This window comes from Streptomyces sp. L-9-10, from assembly GCF_004151105.1.
In the GTDB taxonomy this organism is placed as follows: domain Bacteria; phylum Actinomycetota; class Actinomycetes; order Streptomycetales; family Streptomycetaceae; genus Streptomyces.
The window spans coordinates 232,565-253,499 of the sequence record NZ_PHRF01000041.1; the positions used below are offsets into that span (position 1 = coordinate 232,565).

General features: G+C 70.5%; 11 protein-coding genes. 2 read left to right on the forward strand and 9 right to left on the reverse strand.

Annotated features, from left to right (window positions below):
* Positions 1-83: 83 nt before the first annotated feature.
* The 7 genes from CU044_RS11620 to CU044_RS11650 form a co-directional block, all read right to left on the reverse strand.
* Entirely contained in the window at positions 84-1,001 is a 918-nt protein-coding gene (locus CU044_RS11620; protein WP_240045497.1) for an alpha/beta hydrolase family protein, read from the reverse strand.
* Positions 1,002-1,195: 194 nt separating this feature from the next.
* Positions 1,196-4,129, reverse strand: coding sequence for a glycoside hydrolase family 2 TIM barrel-domain containing protein (locus CU044_RS11625; protein ID WP_129768435.1), 2,934 nt, complete (start codon positions 4,127-4,129; stop codon positions 1,196-1,198).
* 123 nt (positions 4,130-4,252) lie between these two features.
* Positions 4,253-7,432, reverse strand: coding sequence for a glycoside hydrolase family 38 C-terminal domain-containing protein (locus CU044_RS11630; protein WP_129768436.1), 3,180 nt, complete (start codon positions 7,430-7,432; stop codon positions 4,253-4,255).
* On the reverse strand, positions 7,425-9,473 hold the full coding sequence (locus CU044_RS11635; protein ID WP_129768437.1) for a DUF2264 domain-containing protein: 2,049 nt from the start codon (positions 9,471-9,473) through the stop codon (positions 7,425-7,427). The genes CU044_RS11630 and CU044_RS11635 overlap by 8 nt, the downstream gene beginning before the upstream one ends.
* Positions 9,473-11,089, reverse strand: a complete 1,617-nt coding sequence (locus tag CU044_RS11640; RefSeq protein ID WP_129768438.1) for an extracellular solute-binding protein — start codon at positions 11,087-11,089, stop codon at positions 9,473-9,475. Before CU044_RS11640 ends, CU044_RS11635 begins: the two co-directional genes overlap by 1 nt.
* 55 nt (positions 11,090-11,144) lie before the next feature.
* Positions 11,145-12,128 carry a carbohydrate ABC transporter permease gene (locus tag CU044_RS11645; RefSeq protein ID WP_129768439.1) on the reverse strand — a complete coding sequence of 328 codons (984 nt, stop codon included), beginning with the start codon at positions 12,126-12,128 and terminating at the stop codon, positions 11,145-11,147.
* Positions 12,125-13,030, reverse strand: coding sequence for an ABC transporter permease subunit (locus CU044_RS11650; RefSeq protein ID WP_129768440.1), 906 nt, complete (start codon positions 13,028-13,030; stop codon positions 12,125-12,127). Before CU044_RS11650 ends, CU044_RS11645 begins: the two co-directional genes overlap by 4 nt.
* Positions 13,031-13,296: 266 nt before the next feature.
* Here CU044_RS11650 and CU044_RS11655 point away from each other — a divergent pair, with 266 nt between their 5' ends.
* Both CU044_RS11655 and CU044_RS11660 read left to right on the forward strand, forming a co-directional pair.
* On the forward strand, positions 13,297-15,573 hold the full coding sequence (locus CU044_RS11655; protein WP_240045498.1) for an ROK family protein: 2,277 nt from the start codon (positions 13,297-13,299) through the stop codon (positions 15,571-15,573).
* 174 nt (positions 15,574-15,747) lie between these two features.
* A complete protein-coding gene (locus tag CU044_RS11660) occupies positions 15,748-17,568 on the forward strand; it encodes a glycoside hydrolase family 71/99-like protein (protein WP_129768441.1) in 1,821 nt (606 codons plus the stop codon).
* An 83-nt stretch (positions 17,569-17,651) separates the two neighbouring features.
* On the opposite strand, the gene frc is transcribed toward CU044_RS11660, so the two are convergent.
* On the reverse strand, positions 17,652-18,908 hold the full coding sequence (gene frc, locus CU044_RS11665; RefSeq protein WP_129768442.1) for a formyl-CoA transferase: 1,257 nt from the start codon (positions 18,906-18,908) through the stop codon (positions 17,652-17,654).
* Positions 18,909-18,980: 72 nt separating this feature from the next.
* Positions 18,981-20,732: an oxalyl-CoA decarboxylase gene (oxc, locus tag CU044_RS11670; protein ID WP_129768443.1), complete on the reverse strand. Its 1,752-nt coding sequence runs from the start codon at positions 20,730-20,732 to the stop codon at positions 18,981-18,983.
* Positions 20,733-20,935 lie beyond the last annotated feature (203 nt).

Sequence of the window (20,935 nt, forward strand, 5' to 3'; positions counted from 1 at the left end):
ACGTTACGACGGGACACGGACAGTTTCGGTCCTGGTCCTGGTCCTGTTCCTGGCCATGCTCCTGGGCCGCGGAAGCGGCACGCTCACGTCGCGCCGATCGCCGCCGTGAGCATCGGGAGCGCACGGGTGAGGGCGCGTTCCCAGTAGGGCCAGGTGTGGGTGCCGGGCCCGTAGCGGTCGGCCGTGACGTTCAGGCCGTGGGACCGCGCGCGGGCTATGTAGTCCCCGGCCATCACATCGAGGGTCGCCTCCAGACTGTCGGGCGTACGGTCCGGCGGGTCGAACGGGCCGGGGAGGCCGTTGCCGCTGCTGACGTATACGGGAAAGCCGCGGGGCAGCCGGGAGATGAGCTCGTAGGCGTTGTGAGCGCGCCAGAGGCCCGCCTGGGCCGTGGGATCGCCCCATAGATCGAGCGGGTTGAGGCCCTGTCCCTTGACGATGTTCTGGATGCCGGTCGTGTATCGCGCCGTGTTGACGAGACCGCTGAAGGACGCGGCCGCGCGGAACAGCGTCGGATGCTGTCCGGCGTAGTACAGCGCGCCGTGGCCGCCCATGGACAGCCCGGCCACGGCACGTCGGTCACCCGCCCGCACCTGCTGCTCCAGGATCCGGCGCACCTCGCTGAGATGGAAGGTCTCCCAGGCGGGCGCCCCGTAGCGGCCCTGGTTCCACCAGTCGGCGTAGAAGCCCGCGGGTCCGCCCTCCGGGATCACGACCAGGGCGGGGGTCCGAGCCGTGATGGCGTCGGCGTTGCCCCAGCCGGCCGAGCCGGGGCTTCCGCAGCAGCCGTGCAGCAGATACAGCACGGGCCACCGGCGGGTGGGCGCGCTGTCGAAGCCGGGCGGCAGCAGCACGGTGACATTGCCGGTGCGGCCGAGTGCGGGGGACTCGATCCGCAGGTTCAGCGTGCGCGCACTGATCCGCTCGGCCGCCAGGAGGCGCGGCCCGCGACGGGAGGAGGGCGCGGCGGAGGGCGGTGCGGCGGAGGACGCGGATGCCACGGAGCCCGATGCGACGGCGCCCACGCCGGCGACGGCCAGCGCGGCGACGGCACGCCGTCGGGTGAGGGGGAGCGAGGGGGGTAAGTCGCGTGCGGGGCGGGGTGGTTGGGACATGATGTCTTCTCCGTCTCTCATCTCATTCCGGGACGTTCGGAGCAGTGAGCATGTGGAGCGGTGGGCATGTTCCGGTGTGGTCAGGGGATCGCGCGCAGCACCACGGTGAAGTCCATGGGGGCCGCCGTCAACCGGTGGGCCGGCAGTGTGTCGGGTCCGCAGGAGGCGGATCCCAGGCCGTGCTGGGCGAGGTCGAGATGGACGTGGACGCGGTCGCGGGCGACGAGTTCGTGCGGGTGCCGGGCGGCGTCGAGGTCCTCGGTGGTCCAGCGGCGCGCCGTGAACCCGAGATGCGGCAGGCCCTCGAAGCGGATGCCGCCGGCCGACCCGTCCGATGGCGTCAGCTCGGCCCAACGCACCTCACTGCGATGGCCGTTCTCCTGCGGAAACGTGTACGGGAACTGGAGCGCGTCGACGGTGTGCTCCCAGCGCCCGACCCGTACCGCCGCACGGGAGTCGGGATACGACTCGCCGGGCCCCAGCCCGAACCAGCGGACCAGGCTCCAGGCGGCCGGTACCGCCAGACGCACGCCGAAGCGCGGCAGCGGCATGTCCACGGGCCACGGGCCGTCGGGCGCCGCTGTCAGGCGCAGCCGCAGACCACCGGGCACCGCGCTCCGGTGGTACGTGGCGGTCAGCCCGAACTGCTCCGAGGCGGGGGCGAGCCGGCCGTGGACGGTGAGAGCCGTATCGTCGGCGTGCACCCGGTCGGTGCGATGGCGCATACGGTCCAGGCCGCGCTGGCGCCAGGTACGGGCGGCCTCGGAGCCGCGCGGTTCCGCCCCGGGCTCACGGTCGTTGTCGGTCATGGCCCGCCAGATGCCGAGCACGGGCCCCTCCAGCTCCGTACCGCCCAGCGAGCGGAGCCGTCCGGTGTGGACGTCGAAGGTTCCCTCGCCGAAGGCGAGTCGGCCGGGCGAGTGCTGGTCCGTGGAGAGCCGCTCCGCCGCCGGTGGCCGCCGCGAGTGCCGGGCCGCGGCCTCCGGCTCCTGGGGCGGGGCGCCTTCGGCCACGCGTGCCTGGCCGAAGGCGACCTCGTACCCGGCCGGAGCCCAGCGGGTCGCCGCCGCGAGGACGGCCCGTACCGTGAGCCACGTCTCGCGGCCGGTGGCAGCGATGCCGGGCAGGGCACAGGTCGCCTCGCCCCCGGCCGGGATCACCGGGACGTCCAGCGGTCCGGAGTCCACCACGCCGTGGTCGGTGACCACGTCGTACAGGAAGCGCAGCGCGGAGGTGTCCGCGAAGCGCAGTGTGTTGCGTACGGTGACGCCGACCGTGCCGGATCGGGGGACGATCGTGAGGCGCAACGGCTGGATGACCGCCTTGAGCTCCAGCAGGCCGGGCGTCGGGGTGCGGTCGGGGAGCAGCAGCCCGTCGGCGATGTAGTTGCCGTCGTGGATCTCCTCGCCGAAATCGCCGCCGTAGCCGAAGAACTCCTGGCCGCTGAGGGGATCACGGGTCCGCAGGGACTGGTCGTTCCACTCCCACACCAGTCCGCCCATGAGCCGCTCGTGGGTCTCGAACAGCCGCTGGTAGTCGGCCAGTCCACCGGGTCCGTTGCCCATGGCGTGGGCGTATTCGCACATCAGGTAGGGCTTCTCGGGGTGCTCACCGCCGGTGCCGATGTGCTCCACACCGGCGTGTTCGCGATAGGTCTGGCTGTAGATGTCGCTGCACTCGACATCGCCGGAGTAGTGGACCGGGCGGGACGCGTCCCGCCCGGAGATCCAGGCGCGCATCGCGTGCAGGTTACGTCCCTTGCCCGCTTCGTTGCCCAGGGACCAGATCACCACGCTGGGACGGTTCTTGTCGCGCTCCACCATGCGCCGGGCACGGTCCAGACAGGCCGGCTCCCACGCCGGGTCGTCGCTGGGATTGCCGCGCCGGCCGGCCTCCAGGATGAAGCCGTGGGTCTCCAGGTCGCATTCGTCGATGATGTACAGGCCGTACTCGTCGCACAGGTCGAGGAAGTACGGATGCGGCGGATAGTGTCTGGTGCGTACGGCGTTGATGTGGTGACGCTTCATCAGGACGACGTCGTCGAGCATGTCCCGCGCGGTCAGCGCGCGGCCCCGGTCGGGGTGGAACTCATGGCGGTTGACGCCGTGGAGCTTCACCGGTCTGCCGTTCACGGTGAAGACATGGCCGTCGATACGGACCGTGCGAAAACCGATGCGCAACGGGACCACGGTCCCCGCCGCGGTGAGTGATCCCTCGTACAGGCGCGGCAGTTCGGCGCTCCATGGCTCGACCCGGGGGAGTGTGACGCGCTCTCCCGCCGGGACGTCCACACCGAGCTCGGGTACGCGTACGCGCGCGTCCACGGCGTCGGCATCGACGTCCACGCACAGGACGCCCTCGCCCGTCGCGGACGTGTAGCCGGCATGCACCCGGTAGTCGGTGACCGCGCCGGCGGGCCGCGTGTGCAGCGACACCTCTCGGAAGACGCCCGACAGCCACCAGGTGTCCTGGTCCTCCAGATAGGAGCCCGCCGACCACCGGTGGACCTGGACGGCGAGTACGTTCTCCGCGCCCGGCCGCAGCAGATGCCCCACGGCGAACTCCGACGGCAACCGGCTGCCGCCGGCCGAACCCACCTCGGTGCCGTTCAGCCACACCGTGAAGAACGAGTCGACACCTTCGAAGCGCAGCACCGACCGGTCCGGGTCGGGCCAGGGCTCGGGCGGGCGGAAGCCGTAGCGGTAGCAGCCGGTCGGATTCTCCTGCGGGACATTGGGGGGATCGACGGGGAACGGGTAGCGGATATTGGTGTAGACGGGAGCGCCGTAGCCGTGGAGCTGCCAGTGGGAGGGGACCGGGAGCAGGTCCCAGGCCGTGTCGTCGAACGTCTCGGACCAGAACGTGTCCGGAACGTGCGCCGGATCGGGGGCCAGGTGGAAGCGCCAGTCGCCGTTGAGGCTCAGGCGCGGGGCGGAGCTGGGGAAGGCGGCACGGGCCGGCAGCGGGCCCGGCGGCGGGGCCGGGTCGAGGTGCCGGGGCAGTGCGGGGGACATGACGGGCGCCTCCTCGGACGATCGGGGCGGGGTGTGATCTTGTCGGTACGGGCACGAGCGGGTGTGCGCGTACGGGTATGTACGCGGGGCGGGCGGGTGGCCGCCCGCCCCGCCCCCCCCGCGTCAGCTCTTCAGCCGTACCGTCAGGATCTGGAACGGACGCAGCGAAAGGCTGACGCCATGACCGTCCGCCGTGACCTTCAACTCGGACTCGGCCTGTTCCAGCAGGTCCGCGAGGTGGGCCGCCCGCAGCTCGCGAGCGCTGGTGAGCGTGGTGGTCGCGGCGCCGCCACGGGATTCGTAGAGCCGTACGACGACATCGCCGGAGCGGTCGTCGGCGAGCTTGACCGCCTCCACGACCACGGCCGGGTCGGAGACCGTGACCAGGGGCGCGGCCGTGGCCGCACCCGGACGTCGGCGCAGCGGCAGATGCAGCGCGTAGCCCCCGGCGATGGCGGCGCCGATATCGGCGCCCGCCTCCAGCGCGTAGGTGAAGGAGTGCCGGCCGCGGTCGGCCAGCGGGTCCGGGCTGTGCGGCGCGCGCAGCAGACTGAGCCGCAGCGTGGTGGTGGTGCCGCCGTCCTCACGGGTGTGACGGCGTACGTCATGCCCGTACGTGGAGTCGTTGAGGACGGCCGCGCCGAAACCGTACTCACCGACATGCACCCACCGGTGGTTCCACACCTCGAAGCGGGCCGCGTCCCAGCTGGTGTTCTCGTGCGTGGGCCGTCGCACATGCCCGAACTGGATCTCCGCGCTCTCGTGCTCGGCGTGCACATTCAGCGGCCAGGCCGCCTTCAGCACGGCGTCGCGCTCCTGCCAGTCGATATCCGTGTGCACCACCAACCGTCGGCTTCCGGCGGCCAGTTGGAGGTCCTGCGTGATCCGCGAGCCGCCGAAGGACCGTTCCACGCGGACACTCGCGAGCAGCGGACCCCGCTCGGTCAGCGTGACCGAGTCGGCCTCGTCGAGATCGCGCACCGTGTTGCGGTAGTGGTGGTCGATGTTCCACGCGCTCCAGACGTTGGGGTCGTCGTGGTGCAGCTGGAGCAGGTTGCCCGGCTGGTCCGGGGCGAGGGTCTCCCGCGCGGCGGCCAGGTCCCGTACGGACCGGATGAGCCCGGCGCCGTCGATCCGTACCCGCAGCAGGCCGTTGTCGAGGACGAATCCCGCGCCCCCGCTCGCGCCCGCACCCTCGCCGGCTCCTTCACCCGTGCCCGCGTCGTCGCTCCCGCCGGCCGCTTCGGCCGTTACGGGCGCGAGTGCCTCGTCGGCCAGGGTGCCCGCGCCCAGGGCGGGCGCGGTGACGGCGACGGCGTACCGCCCGTCGCTCAACGGCTGCGCGTCGCGCGGTGCGGGCACGCCGGCAGGCAGGACGAGCACCTCGTTCCGCGCGTGCGGGCCCGCGTTGAACACACTGTGCGGCCCGTCGGTGTTCGCGTCGTCCCCGGCCGTTGTCAGCGCGGACAACGCGCCGTCGATGATCCGCTCAAGTCCCTCGTGGATCAGGCCGTACGTCTCCTCCGCCTGCCGGTGCACCCACGCGATGGACGACCCCGGCAGGATGTCGTGGAACTGGTGCAGCAGCACCTGCTGCCACAACTCCTCCAACTCCTCGTAGGGATACGGCGCTCCCGTATGCACGGCGGCCGTCGCGGCCCACAGTTCGGCCTCGCGCAGCAGCTGTTCGGAGCGCCGGTTGCCCCGCTTGGTGCGGGCCTGGCTGGTGTACGTACCGCGGTGTGTCTCCAGGTACAGCTCCCCGCGCCAGACCGGCCGTCGCGGGTACTCCGCGCGGGCGGTCTCGAAGAACTCCGTCGGGCGGGTGATCTCCACCTTCGGCGAGCCCTCCAGATCCCGCAGCCGGCGGGCCTTCTCCAGCATGCCGCGGGTGGGACCGCCGCCGCCGTCGCCGAAACCGAACGGCGCGAGCGACCGGCTGGCCGCCCCCTTCTCGGCGAAATTCCGCTCGGCATGGGCGAGTTCACGCCCCGTCAGCTCCGCGTTGTACGTGTCGACGGGCGGGAAGTGGGTGAGGATACGAGTCCCGTCGATGCCCTCCCAGTCGAAGGTGTGATGGGGCAGCCGGTTGGTCGCGTTCCACGACAGCTTCTGCGTCAGGAACCAGCGCGCCCCGGCGAGGCGCGCCAGCTGCGGATACGCGGCGGTGTAGCCGAAGGAGTCCGGCAGCCACACCCCGTCCTGCTCGATTCCGAACTCCGCCGCGAAGAACCTGCGCCCGTGGACGAGTTGACGCGCCAGCGCCTCCCCGCCGGGGAGATTGCCGTCGGCCTCCACCCACATGCCGCCGACCGGTACGAAGGTGCCGTCGCCCACCGCCTTCCTGATCCGCTCGAAGATCTCGGGGCGCTGTTCCTTCATCCACGCGTACTGCTGCGCGGAGGAGCAGGCGAAAACCAGCTCGGGGTACTCCTCGGCCAGGGTGGTGATGTTGGTGAAGGTACGGGCGCACTTGCGGACGGTCTCGCGCAGCGGCCACAGCCAGGCGGAGTCGATATGGGCGTGGCCGACGGCGCTGATGGTGTGCGCGGAGGCGTGCGCGGGCCGGGCCAGCACCTCGGAGAGCGCGGCGCGTCCGGCGGCGGCCGTGGCGGCGACGTCCCAGGGGTCGACGGCGTCGACGGCGCGGTCCAGGGCGCGCAGGATCTCGTGACGGCGCGACGAGTCGGCCGGCAGCTCGCGCATCAGCTCGTCCAGCACCTCGATGTCGTGCAGGAGATGCCACACGTCCTCCTCGCGGACGGCGATCCCGGCGGCGAGCAGCCGGTAGAGCGTGTCGGTGCCCGCGGTCTCCTTCGAGCCGTAGTGGGTACCGATGCCTCGGCTGCCACTGATCGGCGGGTTGGCGGCCAGCTCGATCAGCAGATCCACCGGCTCCTCGCCGTTCGCCGAACCGGTGAGCAGCACTGACCTGTTGTAGGGGTGCAGGCCCTGGACGGGAGTGCCGGACGCGTCGTGCACGAAGCCCTCCGCCTGTCCGCCCGGTCCCTTCGTCAGATCGAAGTCCAGGTCGAAGACGGCCTCCACCCGGCGGCCCGCCCAGGCGGCGGGGATACGGGCACGGGCGCGCAGCCAGGTGGTCGCCCATGGGCCGCCCCACCCCTCGCCCACGCTGAAGGGTTCGTACTCGGCGGTCAGGGCCTCGGCGACGGGAACGGGCTCGCCCGGCACCCGCCAGGCGGACAGCTCCAGGGGATGCGACGGGCCGTAGAGGGCGGGCGCCAGACGCTCCGCCGTGAACTTGGCGATCCGGTCCTCGGTGGATACGCGGTCGTCATGCATGGGACGAGGGTTCCTTCTCGGTGGACGGCTGTGCGGGAACGGGTGCGGAGGCGGGAGCGGGGAGGGGAACGGTGTCGAGCTGACCATCGGGCCACAGGACGTCCACCACGATGGCGTCCGCGTCCGTCGCCTCCGTGGCGTCCGTCCTACGGGGGCGGAGGCGGACCCGCGGTATCCGCTCCTCGGACAGAGCCGAGCCCCCGAGGTGGACGGCAGCGGCGTACGGCCGTGCGAAGACCACACCGCCTGAGGTGGAGAGTGTGGGTGTCGCGGATGTGGTCGTGAGGGCGTTGGTATCGGTTCCGTGGTGCACGTCGGTCTCGTCGAAGCCGGACGGGGATTCGAGGACCGACCCGGTCCAGGACTTGGACCCGGACCCGGAGCCGGACTCGGCGTTCTCGTCGAGGACGGGCAGCGGAACCAGACCGCTGTGCGGGTTCACATCGCCCTCGGCGACGGCCCATCCCCCCAGCCGCAGCCGCCACGGCCCGGGGTCGCCACCGGGCGCCGGGTCCACCCGCACCAGCCGGACTTCCACCGTGCCGCGCAGGACGGACGCCACGGTGATCCACGGCCCCAGGCGGTACGCCGTGTCCGGGCCGCCGAAGCAGTCCCAGCGCTCGTCCTCCGGCCAGTGCGCGCGGCTCCGTGACACGGCGACGCGGTCCTCGACCGCGACGCGCTCCAGGGGCCGCCGGTGGCTGGCCCGTCCGTCCGCGCCGAGCAGCACGACCGACGAATCCACCGGCCCGCCGCGCGGATCCGACGGCGTCTCGGGCGCGGCATGCGTCGAGAAGGCGATCCGCGCGTACAGCGGATCGTCGGAGTGCGTCCGGGACGGATCGGCGTGGTCGCTGCCGTGGTTGACGACGCGCACGACACCGTCGGCGCGGGTTCCGGACACCAGCCAGCCGGGTGCGCGCAGGGAGAGGGCGAAGTCGCCGGACTCGACGGGCAGCGGACTCTCGTCGGCGCTCCACACCGGATGGCCGTCCGGCAGCAGCAGGCCCGCGAATCCCTTGCTGGCCCAGTACGGAGACGCGGGTCCCGAGTACACCTGAAGGACGGGACGGAACGGCCGGTGCCAGCCCAGTGTGAGCAGCCCCCGCTCGTCGACCGCCCCGTGTCCGGTGAAGTGGTCCAGCATCCGGTTCGCCAGCCGGCGTGTCTGGCCGGGCGGCAGCGGCGTCGCGTCGAAGAGCGCGCCGGTCCACACCGGCGCCAGCGCGGCGAAGCGGTACGTCAGCGAGCGGCCCTGGATCAGCGGCGAGCCGTTGCCGCCCACCAGGTGCCGGGCATCGTCCAGGAAACGGCGCAGCCGGGTCCGGTAGCGGTCGAGGAGTCCGTCGGGCGCTCCGTCACCGAGGATGCGGCAGAACCAGAGCGGATAGAAGTGCATGGCCCAGCCGTTGTAGTGGTCGTAGTTGCGGTGTGCGCCGCCGGAGAGCCCGTCGGAGTACCAGCCGTCGCCCGTGTACCAGTCCTCGGTGAGTTCGATGGTCCGCGTCAGATCGCCGGCCCGCCAGGCGCCGCCCGTGGTGCGGGCGAAGGCCTCGGTGATGGCCTGGAACCAGATCCAGTTGTTCCCCGGCATCGTGTTCCCGACCATGTCGCCCAGCCAGTCGTGCAGTTGATGCCGCGTACGGTCCGGCAGGCGGTCCCAGATCCATGGCCCGGTCTCGTGCAGGGCGATGGCGATCGAAGCCGCCTCCACCTTGGCCTGGTTGGACTCGGCGAACGTGGGCCAGCGTTCCGCGCCCGCCGGATCGACGCCCGCCACGATCCCGGCCGCGTACCACTCGGCGAGCCCGTGCGGATCGTGGCCGCGCGCGCCGGCCAGCCGGAACGCGGCCAGCAGGAAGGTACGGGCGAAGCCCTCCAGACCGTCGCTCCAGGGGCCGTTGACACTGGCCGTACCGGGCAGTCCGATCAGCGCGTGGCGTTCCGAGGCGTACGGGCGGACCGCCAGCAGGAGCCGGTCGGCCAGTCGCTCCCAGTCCGCCCTGGTGAGTGGGGTCGTAGGGGGTGTGGAGTGCGGCATCAGTGGAGACTCTCCCAGTACTTCTCGTATTCGGCCCGCATCCGGTCGCCGCCCTCGCGGCGCCAGGTCCGCAGTGTGTCGTCCCACGACGACAGCGGATCCCGGCCCTGCATGATGCCCTTGAGGGCGTCGTCGATCCGCTTCTGGAGGCCGCCGCTCGAGGTCACGTCCGTCTCGGAGTACAGACCCTCGGCCGCGTTCTTCACCAGGACGTCCACGGCACGTTTCTGGAACGCGTGCTGCTGCGGGACGACCTCCGGACGCTCGGGGAAGTACAGCGACTGCGGGGCGTCCGTGACGAAGATCGTCGGTACGGACGTCTCGACGGTCCCGGTCGGGGTCAGCAGCGGGTCGGAGCCTTTGAGCGTGTGGTTGACGCCCTCGACGCCGTACTTGCGCAGCTTGTACGCGTCGGTGCCGAAGGGTGCGGCCAACGCGTCGCAGAGGCGCAGCAGTTGGCGTATACGTGCGCGTGGCGCCTTCTTGAAGACGAGCGTGGCGAAGCTGGAGTCGCCGGCCCAGTGGGTGCCGGGCCCGCCGTCGAAGCCGGGCGCGAGCATCCCGTCGATCGCGAAGCCCTCCGTGTTCTGCGCGTACTGCCGGTAGAAGTCGTTCCATCCGGCGTTGCCGTCGTAGTGCAGCGCGATCTGGCCGCTGCCGAACCAGTCCTTGAACTTGCCGAGGACGGTGTAGGCGTCGGGGTGCAGCAGGTGGTCACGGGTCAGCCGCCGTACGGCGTCCAGGGCCTGCTTGATCTCCTCGGTCTCCAGCCAGGAGGTGAAGCGCCCTCGCTCCTCGCGCCATTTGTTGGGGCCGCCCAGCATCTCCATCATGAAGTAGAGCGTGGTCATCGGGTCGCCCAGCGCGTAGCGGCTGTGACGCGGCTCGGACAGATCCGCGCACAGCCGCCTGAACTCGTCGAAGCTGCCCGGGTTCGGATCGAGTGACTTCTCCTCGACCCGGTCGGCCCGGTAGTACATGACGGAGCCGGTGTTGGCACGCGGCATGGGCAGCCCGTAGATGCCGCCGTTGTAGACCGTCCAGCGCCACGACTGGGAGGGGATGTTGGCGAGGTACGGATACTCGCGGATCGCCGGGCCCGACAGATGCTCGGACAGATCCTGGAAGAGGGCGTTGAACATGGCGGGACGCTGGGTCGCGGAGGGCAGCACCGCCATGGCGTCGGGCAGGTCACCGCCCGCGATGACCACGGAGAACTTGTTGGGATAGTCCACGACCGGGACGATCTCCATCGAGAGCTCGGTGCCCAGACTGTCGTCGAGGGCCCGCCAGTAGGTGTTGCGGTCGGGCGGGGGAGGCACGGGATTGAAGATCAGCGTCATGACCGAGACATCGGGGCCCTTGGCCGGCGGGCCGTCCGGGAAGGCGCGGGCGGGACGCTCCGGGTAGTGCAGATAGCCGTTGAGTACGCCCTCGGAGGTACCGGCCAGGGGCGCGGCGACGCCCCGGTACGGGATGTACTCGGGCAGCCGGACCCGCGCGTTGTCGGCGAGCGGGAGCGGTGGCCCGCCGTCGCCGCATCCGGCGAGGGCCAGCCCGGCGGCGGCGCCGAGCGATCCGCGCAGCAGATGTCTGCGCGTGAGATACGAGCCCATGTCAGGCCTCTCCTCTGTTGACATCAAGGGCCGAGTACGACAGCGGCCCGCCGGGTCAGCCCTTGACGGCGCCGATCATCACGCCCTTCGTCAGATGGCGCTGAAGGAAGGGATAGACGATCACGATGGGGACGATGGACAGCACGAGGATCGCCGCCTGGAGCGCCTGCGAGGGCGGCAGCGCCGAGCCCGCGGCCGATGCCTGGCCGGCGCCGATCGCCGAGTTGTTGACGACATAGGTCCTGAGGACCAGCTGCATGGGCCATTTCGCCGACTCGTTCATATAGAGCATCGCGTTGAAGAACGCGTTCCAGTACGACACCGCGTAGAACAGCCCCACCACGGCGATCGCGGCACGCGAGAGGGGCACCACGACGCGGCGCAGGATCTGGGCCGCGTTGGCGCCGTCGATCCGGGCGGCATCGGTGAGTTCGCCGGGGATGCTCATGAAGAACGACCGCAGCACGATCACATTGAACGCGCTGACCATGGTGGGCAGGATCAGTGACCAGTAGCTGTTGATCAGATGCAACTGCTTGATCAGCAGATAGCTGGGGATCACACCCGGCGCGAACAGCATCGAGAACAGGAGGGTCATCAGCACCGGCTTGTGGCCGAAGGAGCCCGGCCGGCTCAGCCCGTAGGCGAGGGTGACGCTGGACAGCAGGCTCAGCGCCGTACCGACCGCCGTGACACCGACGCTCACCAGCAGGGCCCGTGACACCAGGCCGCCCTGGAGGATGGCGCGGTAGGCGTCGACGGTGGGATGGTCGGGCCACAGCACGAACCCGCCCGCCTCGTTGACCTGCTGGGTGCCGGCGAGCGAGGTCGCGATGATGGAGAAGAACGGGACGGCGACCAGCAGACAGCAGATCAGCAGCAGAAGCGATTTGACGGCACGCCAGGGGGGCGAGGCGGGGGTCCGGCCGGGGATCGCGCTGTCGACACGTCTGCGGCGCGGGGCCTTCGGAGCGGCGGTGGCGGCGGCCCGGTCGGTGGCGGTGGCCCGGTCGGTGGTGGCGGTCTGTGCGGCGTTCATTTGCGGTAGATCCCTTCCTCGCCGAAGAAGTGGGCGAGCCGGTTCGCGCCGAGTACGAGGACCACCCCGACCATGCCCTTGACCAGGCCCACAGCGGCCGACACGCCCCACTGGCCCGCCAGCAGACCGTTGTTGTAGACGTAGGTGTCGAGGACCTCACTGGATTCGAGCCCCACACCGGTCTGCTGGAGGATGATCTGCTCGAAGCCGACGCTGAGCGCGTCACCGAGCCGGAGGATGAGCAGCAGGACCACGAGCCCGCGCAGCGCGGGCAGGGTCACGTGCCAGGTCTGGCGCCGGCGGCCCGCGCCGTCGACCGCCGCCGCCTCGTAGAGGTTGTTGTCGACGCGGGAGAGCGCCGCGAGGAACAGGATCGTGCCCCAGCCGGTGTCCTTCCAGATCACCTGGGACGTGAGCAGCGTCTTGAACAGCTCGGGGTCGCCGATGATGTTCCAGGTGCCCAGTTCCTGGGCGCGCAGGAAGACATTGAGCAGACCGCCGTTGCCGAGCATCTGCTGGAACACGGCGACGACGACCACCCACGACAGGAAGTGCGGCAGATACAGGATGTTCTGCACGGCCTTCTTGACCCGCTCGCTCACCAGGCTGTTCAGCGCCAGCGCGAGCAGGATGGGCGCGGGGAAGACGAACACCACCTGGATCAGCAGCAGTTGAACGGCGTTGTTCAGTGCGTGGAGGAACGCGGCGTCGCCGTTGACGAGGACGCGGAAGTTGTCCAGCCCCGTCCAGGCGCTGTGCCAGATCCCGATGAACGGCTGGTAGTCCTGGAACGCGATCACGTTGCCGAGCAGCGGCACATAGTGGAACAGCAGGACCACGAAGATGCCGGGCACCGTGAACCAGAACAGCGACCGGTCGCGATGTGCGGACCGTGTGGACATGGACTGCCCTTCGCAGGGGTGGGTTGAGCGATGTGCCGACCATGACAATCCATTGATTTGTCTTACGTCAATGCTTCGTGCGCGTAAAAATCTCCCGCGCCGGGTCGCGGTGATCGTTCTTACGGTGCAGCTCAACCAGCAGGAAGCGGTTTCTTTTTGGCCCCCTGGCTGCGGCTTCTCAGCGCACGGGGTGCCCCGGGACGCTCTCCGCGGGCTCCAGAAATTGGCAACTTAGTACTTTTGCAGTTGTGGGGTCGGGTGTTTGGATGTCTGCCATGCGTGACATGGACGAGACCAGCAAGCCGGTGCTCAGTGACCGGGACCGTGAGGCCCTGCGAGTCTGGGCGCGCGGCGGTCCCGAGCGGTCCGTTCGCGCCCGTATCGTGCTGGACGCCGAGGCGGGTCTCAGCGTCTCCGGCAGCGCGCGGGCCCTCGGCATCTCCCGCCCCACGGTGACCACATGGCGCAAGCGGTACGCCGCCCAGGGGCTGGCGGGGCTGGAGCACCGCCCGCGCAGCGGCCGTCCGCCCCAGGTCGACGAGGCCGATGTCGTCGCCGCGACACTCGCGGGACCGCCCGCCCCGGCCCGTACCTGGTCGGCCCGCGCACTCGCGGACCGCCTCGGCGTCTCGCACACCACGCTGACCGGGGTGTGGCGCCGGTGGCAGGTGGGTCCCGGCGAAGGCAGCCTGCCGACCGTGCCCGCCGACCCCGCCCTGCCCTGCGCACGGGCCGAACTGCTCGGTGTGTGGGCGAGAGCCGGCAGGGCGGTCCTGGTCATCGGCGAGGCCCCCGCGCCCGAGGGACAGCGTGGCCGGGCCACCGACGCCGACGAGCGACGCGCGCGCCACGCCGCCCTCGCCGCGCAACTCGACCGGGTACGGGACACCGAACCGCCCCGGGCCGGGGCGCCGTCCACGACCGGTGCCCACACCCACGCGGTGTCCCAGGGCGGTGTCCCCGTGCCCCGTGACCAGGGCCCCGGCGCCCTGATCGCCACCGCCGCCGCCCGTCACCCCCGCCGCACGCTGCACATCATCGCCTGGGGCGACGAAGCGGCGTACCGCGCGACCCCGGACGGGCACCCGGACCACGACGCTCCGCACGAGGCCACCTGGCACCGGGCCGACTCCACCATGAGCTGGTCCGCCACCGCCTGTACGGTCGCCCTCGCCGAACTCGCCCAGTTCCCCGGCCGGTTCAGGCCGGTCCTGCACGCGCTGACCGAGGCCGCGCGGGCGTACGCGGACGCGCCGGGCGACGCCGCCTTCAGCTGGCAGCGGTCGGAGACCCGCGCGGGGCGGACCCCGCCCCGCCCCGTCCCCCGCGCCTTCAACCAGCTCGCGCTCGGCTCGTACAACGAGAAGCTGGTGATCGAGAGCATCCGCGAGGCCGGCGCGCTCAGCCGGGTCGAGATCGCCGAGCAGACCGGACTCACGCCCCAGGCGGTGTCCCGTATCACCCGCAATCTGCTGACCGCCGGGCTGCTCGCCGAGGACGGACGGCAGTCCGCGGGCGCCGGCAAACCGAGGGTGCCGCTCCGGCTGCGCCCCGACGCCGCGTCCGCCATCGGGGTCCATCTCGACCCCGAGATGATCAGTGTGGTGGCCGTCGACCTGTGCGGCGGCATCCTCGACCGTCGGCAGATGCACCTGTTCGAACGGCGCGACCCCGGCTGGTGCCTGGAGCACATGACGCGGCTGGCCCTGGAGTCCGCTGCGGTGGCCCGTCAGGCGTCGGAGGCCCTGCTCGGGGTGGGGGTCGCAGTGCCGGGCCCGGTCGACGCGCGCGCCGGGATCGTCCTCGACCCGCCGCTGTTCGACGGCTGGGAACAGGTGGAGCTCAAGGCGGAGCTGATCGAGCGGCTGGGCACGGCGGTGATCGTGGAGAAGGACGCCACCGCCGCGGCGATCGGCGAACGCTGGCTGGGCGCGGCCGACCGCGCCGGGGACTTCGTCTACCTCTACCTCGGCGCCGGCGCGGGCAGTGGTGCCTTCCTCAACGGCGATGTGTACCGCGGCACGACGGGCAACGCGGGCGAGATGGGCGAACTCTGCGCCATCAGAACCGGGTTGCTCACCGACGAGGGCGGCCCCCGCATGGTCGCGGAATGCGCCCCGATCTCGGCGGTCGTCGACCAGGCCAGGGAAGCGGGCCTGGTGGTGCCGCAGGGCGACGGCGCCTACGACTGGGTCTGCGAAGCGGCGGCGCGCGGTGACGACCGGGCTGTCACGGTGCTGGAGAACGTGGCGAGGACGGTCGCCCTGGGAGCGGTCGGCATCATCGACCTCCTCGATGTGGAACTGCTCGTCGTGGGCGGACCTGCCGTCCTGCCGTCCGTCGCCGACCTCTATCTCGGCCAGATCTCCGCCGCCGTCAACCGCTTCCCGGTCGCGCGGCGGGTCCGCGATGTGCATGTCGCCCAGTCACGCCCGAACCAGGCGGCGGAGGTCGGCGCCGCGTCCAGTGTGTTCCACTCGGCCTTCACCCCGCGCCTGAGCCCGCGCGGCCGTTCGGCGCGCGGAGCGTCACCTCACGCCTGAGCCGGGGGGCGTCACCTCACGCCTGAGCCGGGGGCGTCACCTCACGCCTGAGCCGGAGGGCGTCACCTCACGCCTGAGCCGGGGGAGCGTCAACTCACGCCTGGGTCAGAGTCATTGACGTATGGCAATCCAATGGATTTACATGGGCGACTCCCCCCAACCCAAGGGTGCCTCATGCACAGACGCCGAAATCTCGTCCTGAGACTGACCCTCGTCCTCTCCCTCGTGGCAGCGGGCCTGTGGTGGTCGGCGACCGCCCTGACCCCCACGGCACACGCCGCCGCGAACCCGACCGTGAAGAACCGGGTGTACGCCGGCTACCAGGGCTGGTTCAACGCGCCCGGTGACGGTTCACCGCTCAACGCGTGGCGGCACTGGGCCGGTTCACAGCCGTCGCCGGGCAACCAGTCCTTCGAGCTCTATCCCGACATGAGCGCGTACCCGGCCTCGGCCCGCCACACCACGGGGTACGCGCCGCTGGGCAATGGACAGAGCCCCACACTCTTCTCGTCCTATCCGACCGCCGTCGTCGACCAGCACTTCAGCTGGATGCGGCAGTACGGCATCGACGGCGCCGCTCTCCAGCGCTTCGGCAGCGACATCACCGCTCCCGCCGCGCCGGGAGCGGTGAACCGCAACTCCATCGCCGCCAAGGCCCGTGACGCCGCCGAGAAGTACGGCCGGGGCTTCTACGTCGAGTACGACGTCAGCGGCCTGACCGACGCCAACGTCGAGCAGGTCCTCACGCGCGACTGGACCGACGTCATCACCGGTTCGCTCCGCCTCACCGACTCCCCGGCCTACGCCAAAGAGGGCGGCAAGCCCGTCGTCGAGCTGTGGGGCTTCGGCTTCCTCAACCGGCCGGGCACCGCCGCACAGGCCGAGCGCATCGTGAACTGGTTCAAGGACCAGGGCCTGTACGTCATCGGCGGCGTGCCGCGCGGCTGGCGCACCGACGCGGACGCCAAGCCCGGATTCGGCCCGGTCTACCGGGCGTTCGACATGCTCTCGCCCTGGATGGTCGGCAGCACGGCCGACACCACTCCCCAGCTGGCGGCCGACCGCGACGCGCTCAACGCGACGGGCCAGGACTACCAGCCCGTCATCTATCCCGGCTTCGCCTGGTCCAACTGGAAGGACGGCCCGCGCAACCAGATCCCGCGCGAGAACGGCGACTACCTCTGGCAGCAGGCCGCCAACGTCCGCAAGGCCGGGGTCCCGCAGGCGTTCATCGCCATGTTCGACGAGTACGACGAGGGCACCGCGATCGCGCCCGCCGCCGAGGACTCCTCGATGATCCCGGCCAACCAGTACTTCCAGACGACCAGTTCCGACGGGAAGTACGTGTCGTCGGACTTCTACCTGCGGCTCGCCGGCAAGGCGACCCGCATGATCACGGGCCAGGACCCGCTGGTCACACAGGTACCGATCCCGCTGACGACCGGCCCCACCTTCTTCCGTACCAGTGTGGAGAAGGACACGGACGCCACACCGACCTGGACCAGCACCCCGGTACCCGGCGGTACGTCGAATGTGACCGGTCCCGGCGGCAGCGGCTCACCCGTCCTCGGCGTGGTGACCGGTGAGGACCACCGGCTCGGGCAGTCGGCGCTCCGGATCCAGGGCAGCACCGCCACGACCGCGCACGCCTACGCGTACTTCCAGGCGTTCGACGTCGACATCCCGGTGACCGCGGCGACGAAGCTGTCGTACGAGTTCCTGCCGAAGGACGCGGGCGGACGGAACGTCGCGGTGGACTTCCTGATGACCGACGGCTCCACACTGCGCGACAGCGCCGCGAACACGACGGGCGGCACCGATATGCATCCGGCGGCGCCGAAGGGCATCGTCGGCGCCTGGACGAAGATCCAGAGCAATGTCGGTTCCGCGCTGGCGGGCAGGACGATCGACAAGATCCTGGTGGGCTTCGACCGCCAGGGCACGTCCGGCGGTTTCCACGCGTACATCGACGACCTCACGGTCTTCAACGGCTGAGCGGCTGAACGCATACGGGTGCCCCGCGCGCGGATCGCACGCGGGGCACCCGGTCCGTTCGGATCAGCCGACGTCGGGCGACGTCAGGCGACGACGTTGCCGTCGTGCAGCTTGCGGATGTCGTTCGCGTCGTAACCGAGGTCCGCGAGAACCTCGTCCGTGTGCTCGCCGAGCAGCGGCGCACCCTTGATGTCGGGCTTGAAGCCGGAGAACTTGACCGGGCTGCCGACGGTCAGGTACGTGCCGCGCTCCTTCTGCTCGACCTCGACGATCGTGCCGCTCTTGCGCATGTCGGGGTCCTCGGCGAGCTCCTTCATGCTGAGCACGGGGGCGCAGGGCACCTCCCACTCGCGCAGGATGTCGACCGCCTCGTACTTGGTCTTGTCGGCCAGCCACTTCTCGATCTCGCCGAAGATCTCCATGATGCGCGGCTGGCGGGCGCGGGCGGTCGTGTAGTCCGGGTCCTCCACCCACTCGGGGTGGCCGATGGCCTCGGCGGTGCGCTTCCAGTTCTGCTCCTGGATCGTGAAGTAGATGTAGGCGTTGGGGTCGGTCTCCCAGCCCTTGCACTTCAGGATCCAGCCCGGCTGACCGCCGCCGCCGGCGTTGCCGCCACGCGGCACCGCGTCGCCGAACTCGCCGTGCGGGTACTGGGGGTACTCCTCCAGGTAGCCGACCTTCTCCAGGCGCTGCTGGTCACGGAGCTTGACCCGGGTCAGGTTGAGTACGGCGTCCTGCATGGACACCGAGACCTTCTGCCCCAGACCGGTCGCGTTGCGCTGGATGATCGCGGTCAGCAGGCCGATCATCAGGTGCATACCGGTGTTGCTGTCACCGAGGGCAGAACCGCTGATGGTCGGCGGGCCGTCCCAGAAACCCGTGGTGGACGCGGCGCCACCGGCCGCCTGCGCGACGTTCTCGTAGACCTTCAGGTCGTTCCACGACGAGTCGTCGTTGAAGCCCTTGACCGAGCCGAAGATCAGACGCGGGTTCAGCTCGTGGATGTGCTCCCAGCTGAGACCCATACGGTCCATGGCGCCCGGCGCGAAGTTCTCGACCAGGATGTCCGACTCGCGGATCAGCTTCTCCATGACCTCCTTGCCCTCGGGGGTCTTGGTGTTGATGGCCAGCGAGCGCTTGTTGCTGTTCAGCATGGTGAAGTACAGGGCGTCGAGGTCGGGGATGTCCCGCAGCTGATTGCGGGTCACGTCGCCGCCCTGAGGGCGCTCGACCTTGATGACATCGGCGCCGAACCAGGCGAGCATCTGGGTACACGCGGGACCGGCCTGGACCCCGGTGAAGTCGATCACCTTGATTCCGGCGAGCGGCTTGTCACTCATGGTGGCTTCCTTCTCGTGAATGATCTCGGTACGGAGGGTGTGGTGTGCGGGGGAGTGCGGTGAGCCGGTCGCTCACTTCTTCGCCGGCGTGATGTTGCCGACGGTGATGCCCTTCGGGTTGAGATGCGCGATATGACCGCTCTCGGTGCCGGCCGACGGGTCGATCGCGCAGTCGATGAGCGCCGGGCCGCCCGAGGCCAGCGCCTCGGTGAGGGCCGCGGTGACCTCGGCGGGCGTGGTCGCGCGGTAGCCCTTGCCGCCGAACGCCTCGATCATCTTGTCGTGGCGCGCCTGGAGCATCAGGGTCGTCGGCGACGGGTCGTTCTCCAGCGGGTTGACGTCGTCGCCGCGGTAGACGCCGCCGTTGTTCATGATGACGGTGACGACCGGCAGCTTGTAGCGGCAGATCGTCTCCAGCTCCATGCCGCTGAACCCGAAGGCGCTGTCGCCCTCCACGGCCACCACCGGCTGACCGCTCTCGACGGCGGCGGCGATCGCGTAGCCCATGCCGATGCCCATGACGCCCCACGTCCCGCTGTCGAGACGGTGACGCGGCACGTGCATGTCGATCACGTTGCGGGCGATGTCCAGCGCGTTGGCGCCCTCGTTGACGAGGTAGGCCTCCGGGTTCTGGTGCAGGACGTCACGCACGGCCTTCAGCGCGCCCATGAACTGCATCGGGTGCGGGTCGGCCTTGAGGCGCTCCGCCATCTTGGCGACGTTCGTCGCCGAACGCGCTCCCAGCTCCTCGCGCCAGGCGGCGGGGGCCGTGATCTGGCCGGGCTTCGTCCGCTCGGCGAGCGCGTCGAGCACCGATTCGATGTCGCCGACGAGCGGGGCGGCGATGGGCTGGTTGCTGTCCAGCTCCTTGGGCTCGATGTCCACCTGGATGAACTTCGCGTCGGGGTTCCACTGCGGAGCCTCGCCGTGGTTCAGCAGCCAGTTCAGCCGCGCGCCGAGGAGCACGACGACATCGGCCTTCTTCAGCGCCAGCGAACGGGCGGTGGCGGCGGACTGCGGGTGGTTGTCGGGCAGCAGGCCCTTCGCCATCGACATCGGTACGTACGGAATGCCGGTGGACTCGATGAAGTCCCGGATCTTCTCGTCCGCCTGCGCGTACGCGGCGCCCTTGCCCAGCACGACCAGCGGCCGCTGCGCACCCGCCAGGATCTCGACCGCGCGGTCCACCGCCTCGGGCGCGGGCAGCTGGCGCGGCGCCGGGTCGACGAGACGGCTCAGCGTCTTCGCGCCCTTCTCCTTGTCCATGATGGAGCCGAGCACCGCGGCCGGGATGTCGAGGTACACCCCGCCGGGGCGGCCGGAGATGGCGGTGCGCAGGGCGCGGGCGATACCGCGGCCGATGTCCTCCACCCGGCTCACGCGGTACGCGGCCTTGACGAACGGCTGCGCGGCGGCGAGCTGGTCCATCTCCTCGTAGTCGCCCTGCTTCAGGTCCACGAGGTGGCGCTCGCTCGAACCCGAGATCTGCACCATCGGGAAACAGTTCGTGGTGGCGTTCGCGAGCGCGACCAGCCCGTTGAGGAAGCCCGGCGCGGACACGGTCAGCGCCACGCCCGGCCGCTTCGTGAGGTATCCGGCCGCCGCCGCCGCGTGGCCGGCGTTGCTCTCGTGACGGAAGCCGATGTAGCGGATGCCCTGCGCCTGTGCGAGGCGGGCCAGATCGGTGATCGGGATGCCGACCAAGCCGTAGATGGTGTCCACGTCGTTCAGCTTGAGCGCGTCGACGACCAGGTGATACCCGTCGGTGAGCTCGGCCTGAGCGTCGGCGGTCGCCGCGTTCTCCTGTGCGGAAGGGGCGGTCATGGTCCGAGGTCCTCCTTGGGCAGTCATGCCTGATCGGCTTCTCGTCCCACCTTCGGCAGCACGCATCCACACGTCCAAGACCTATCGGCGACCAGCCGATAAACAGCATTTATCGATCATGGATCGTCGCAGGTCAGACCCATGCCGACCGCCCCCTCGAACGCCTTGATAGATCCTCGCTATCGGCTGTTCACCAGCGGGTA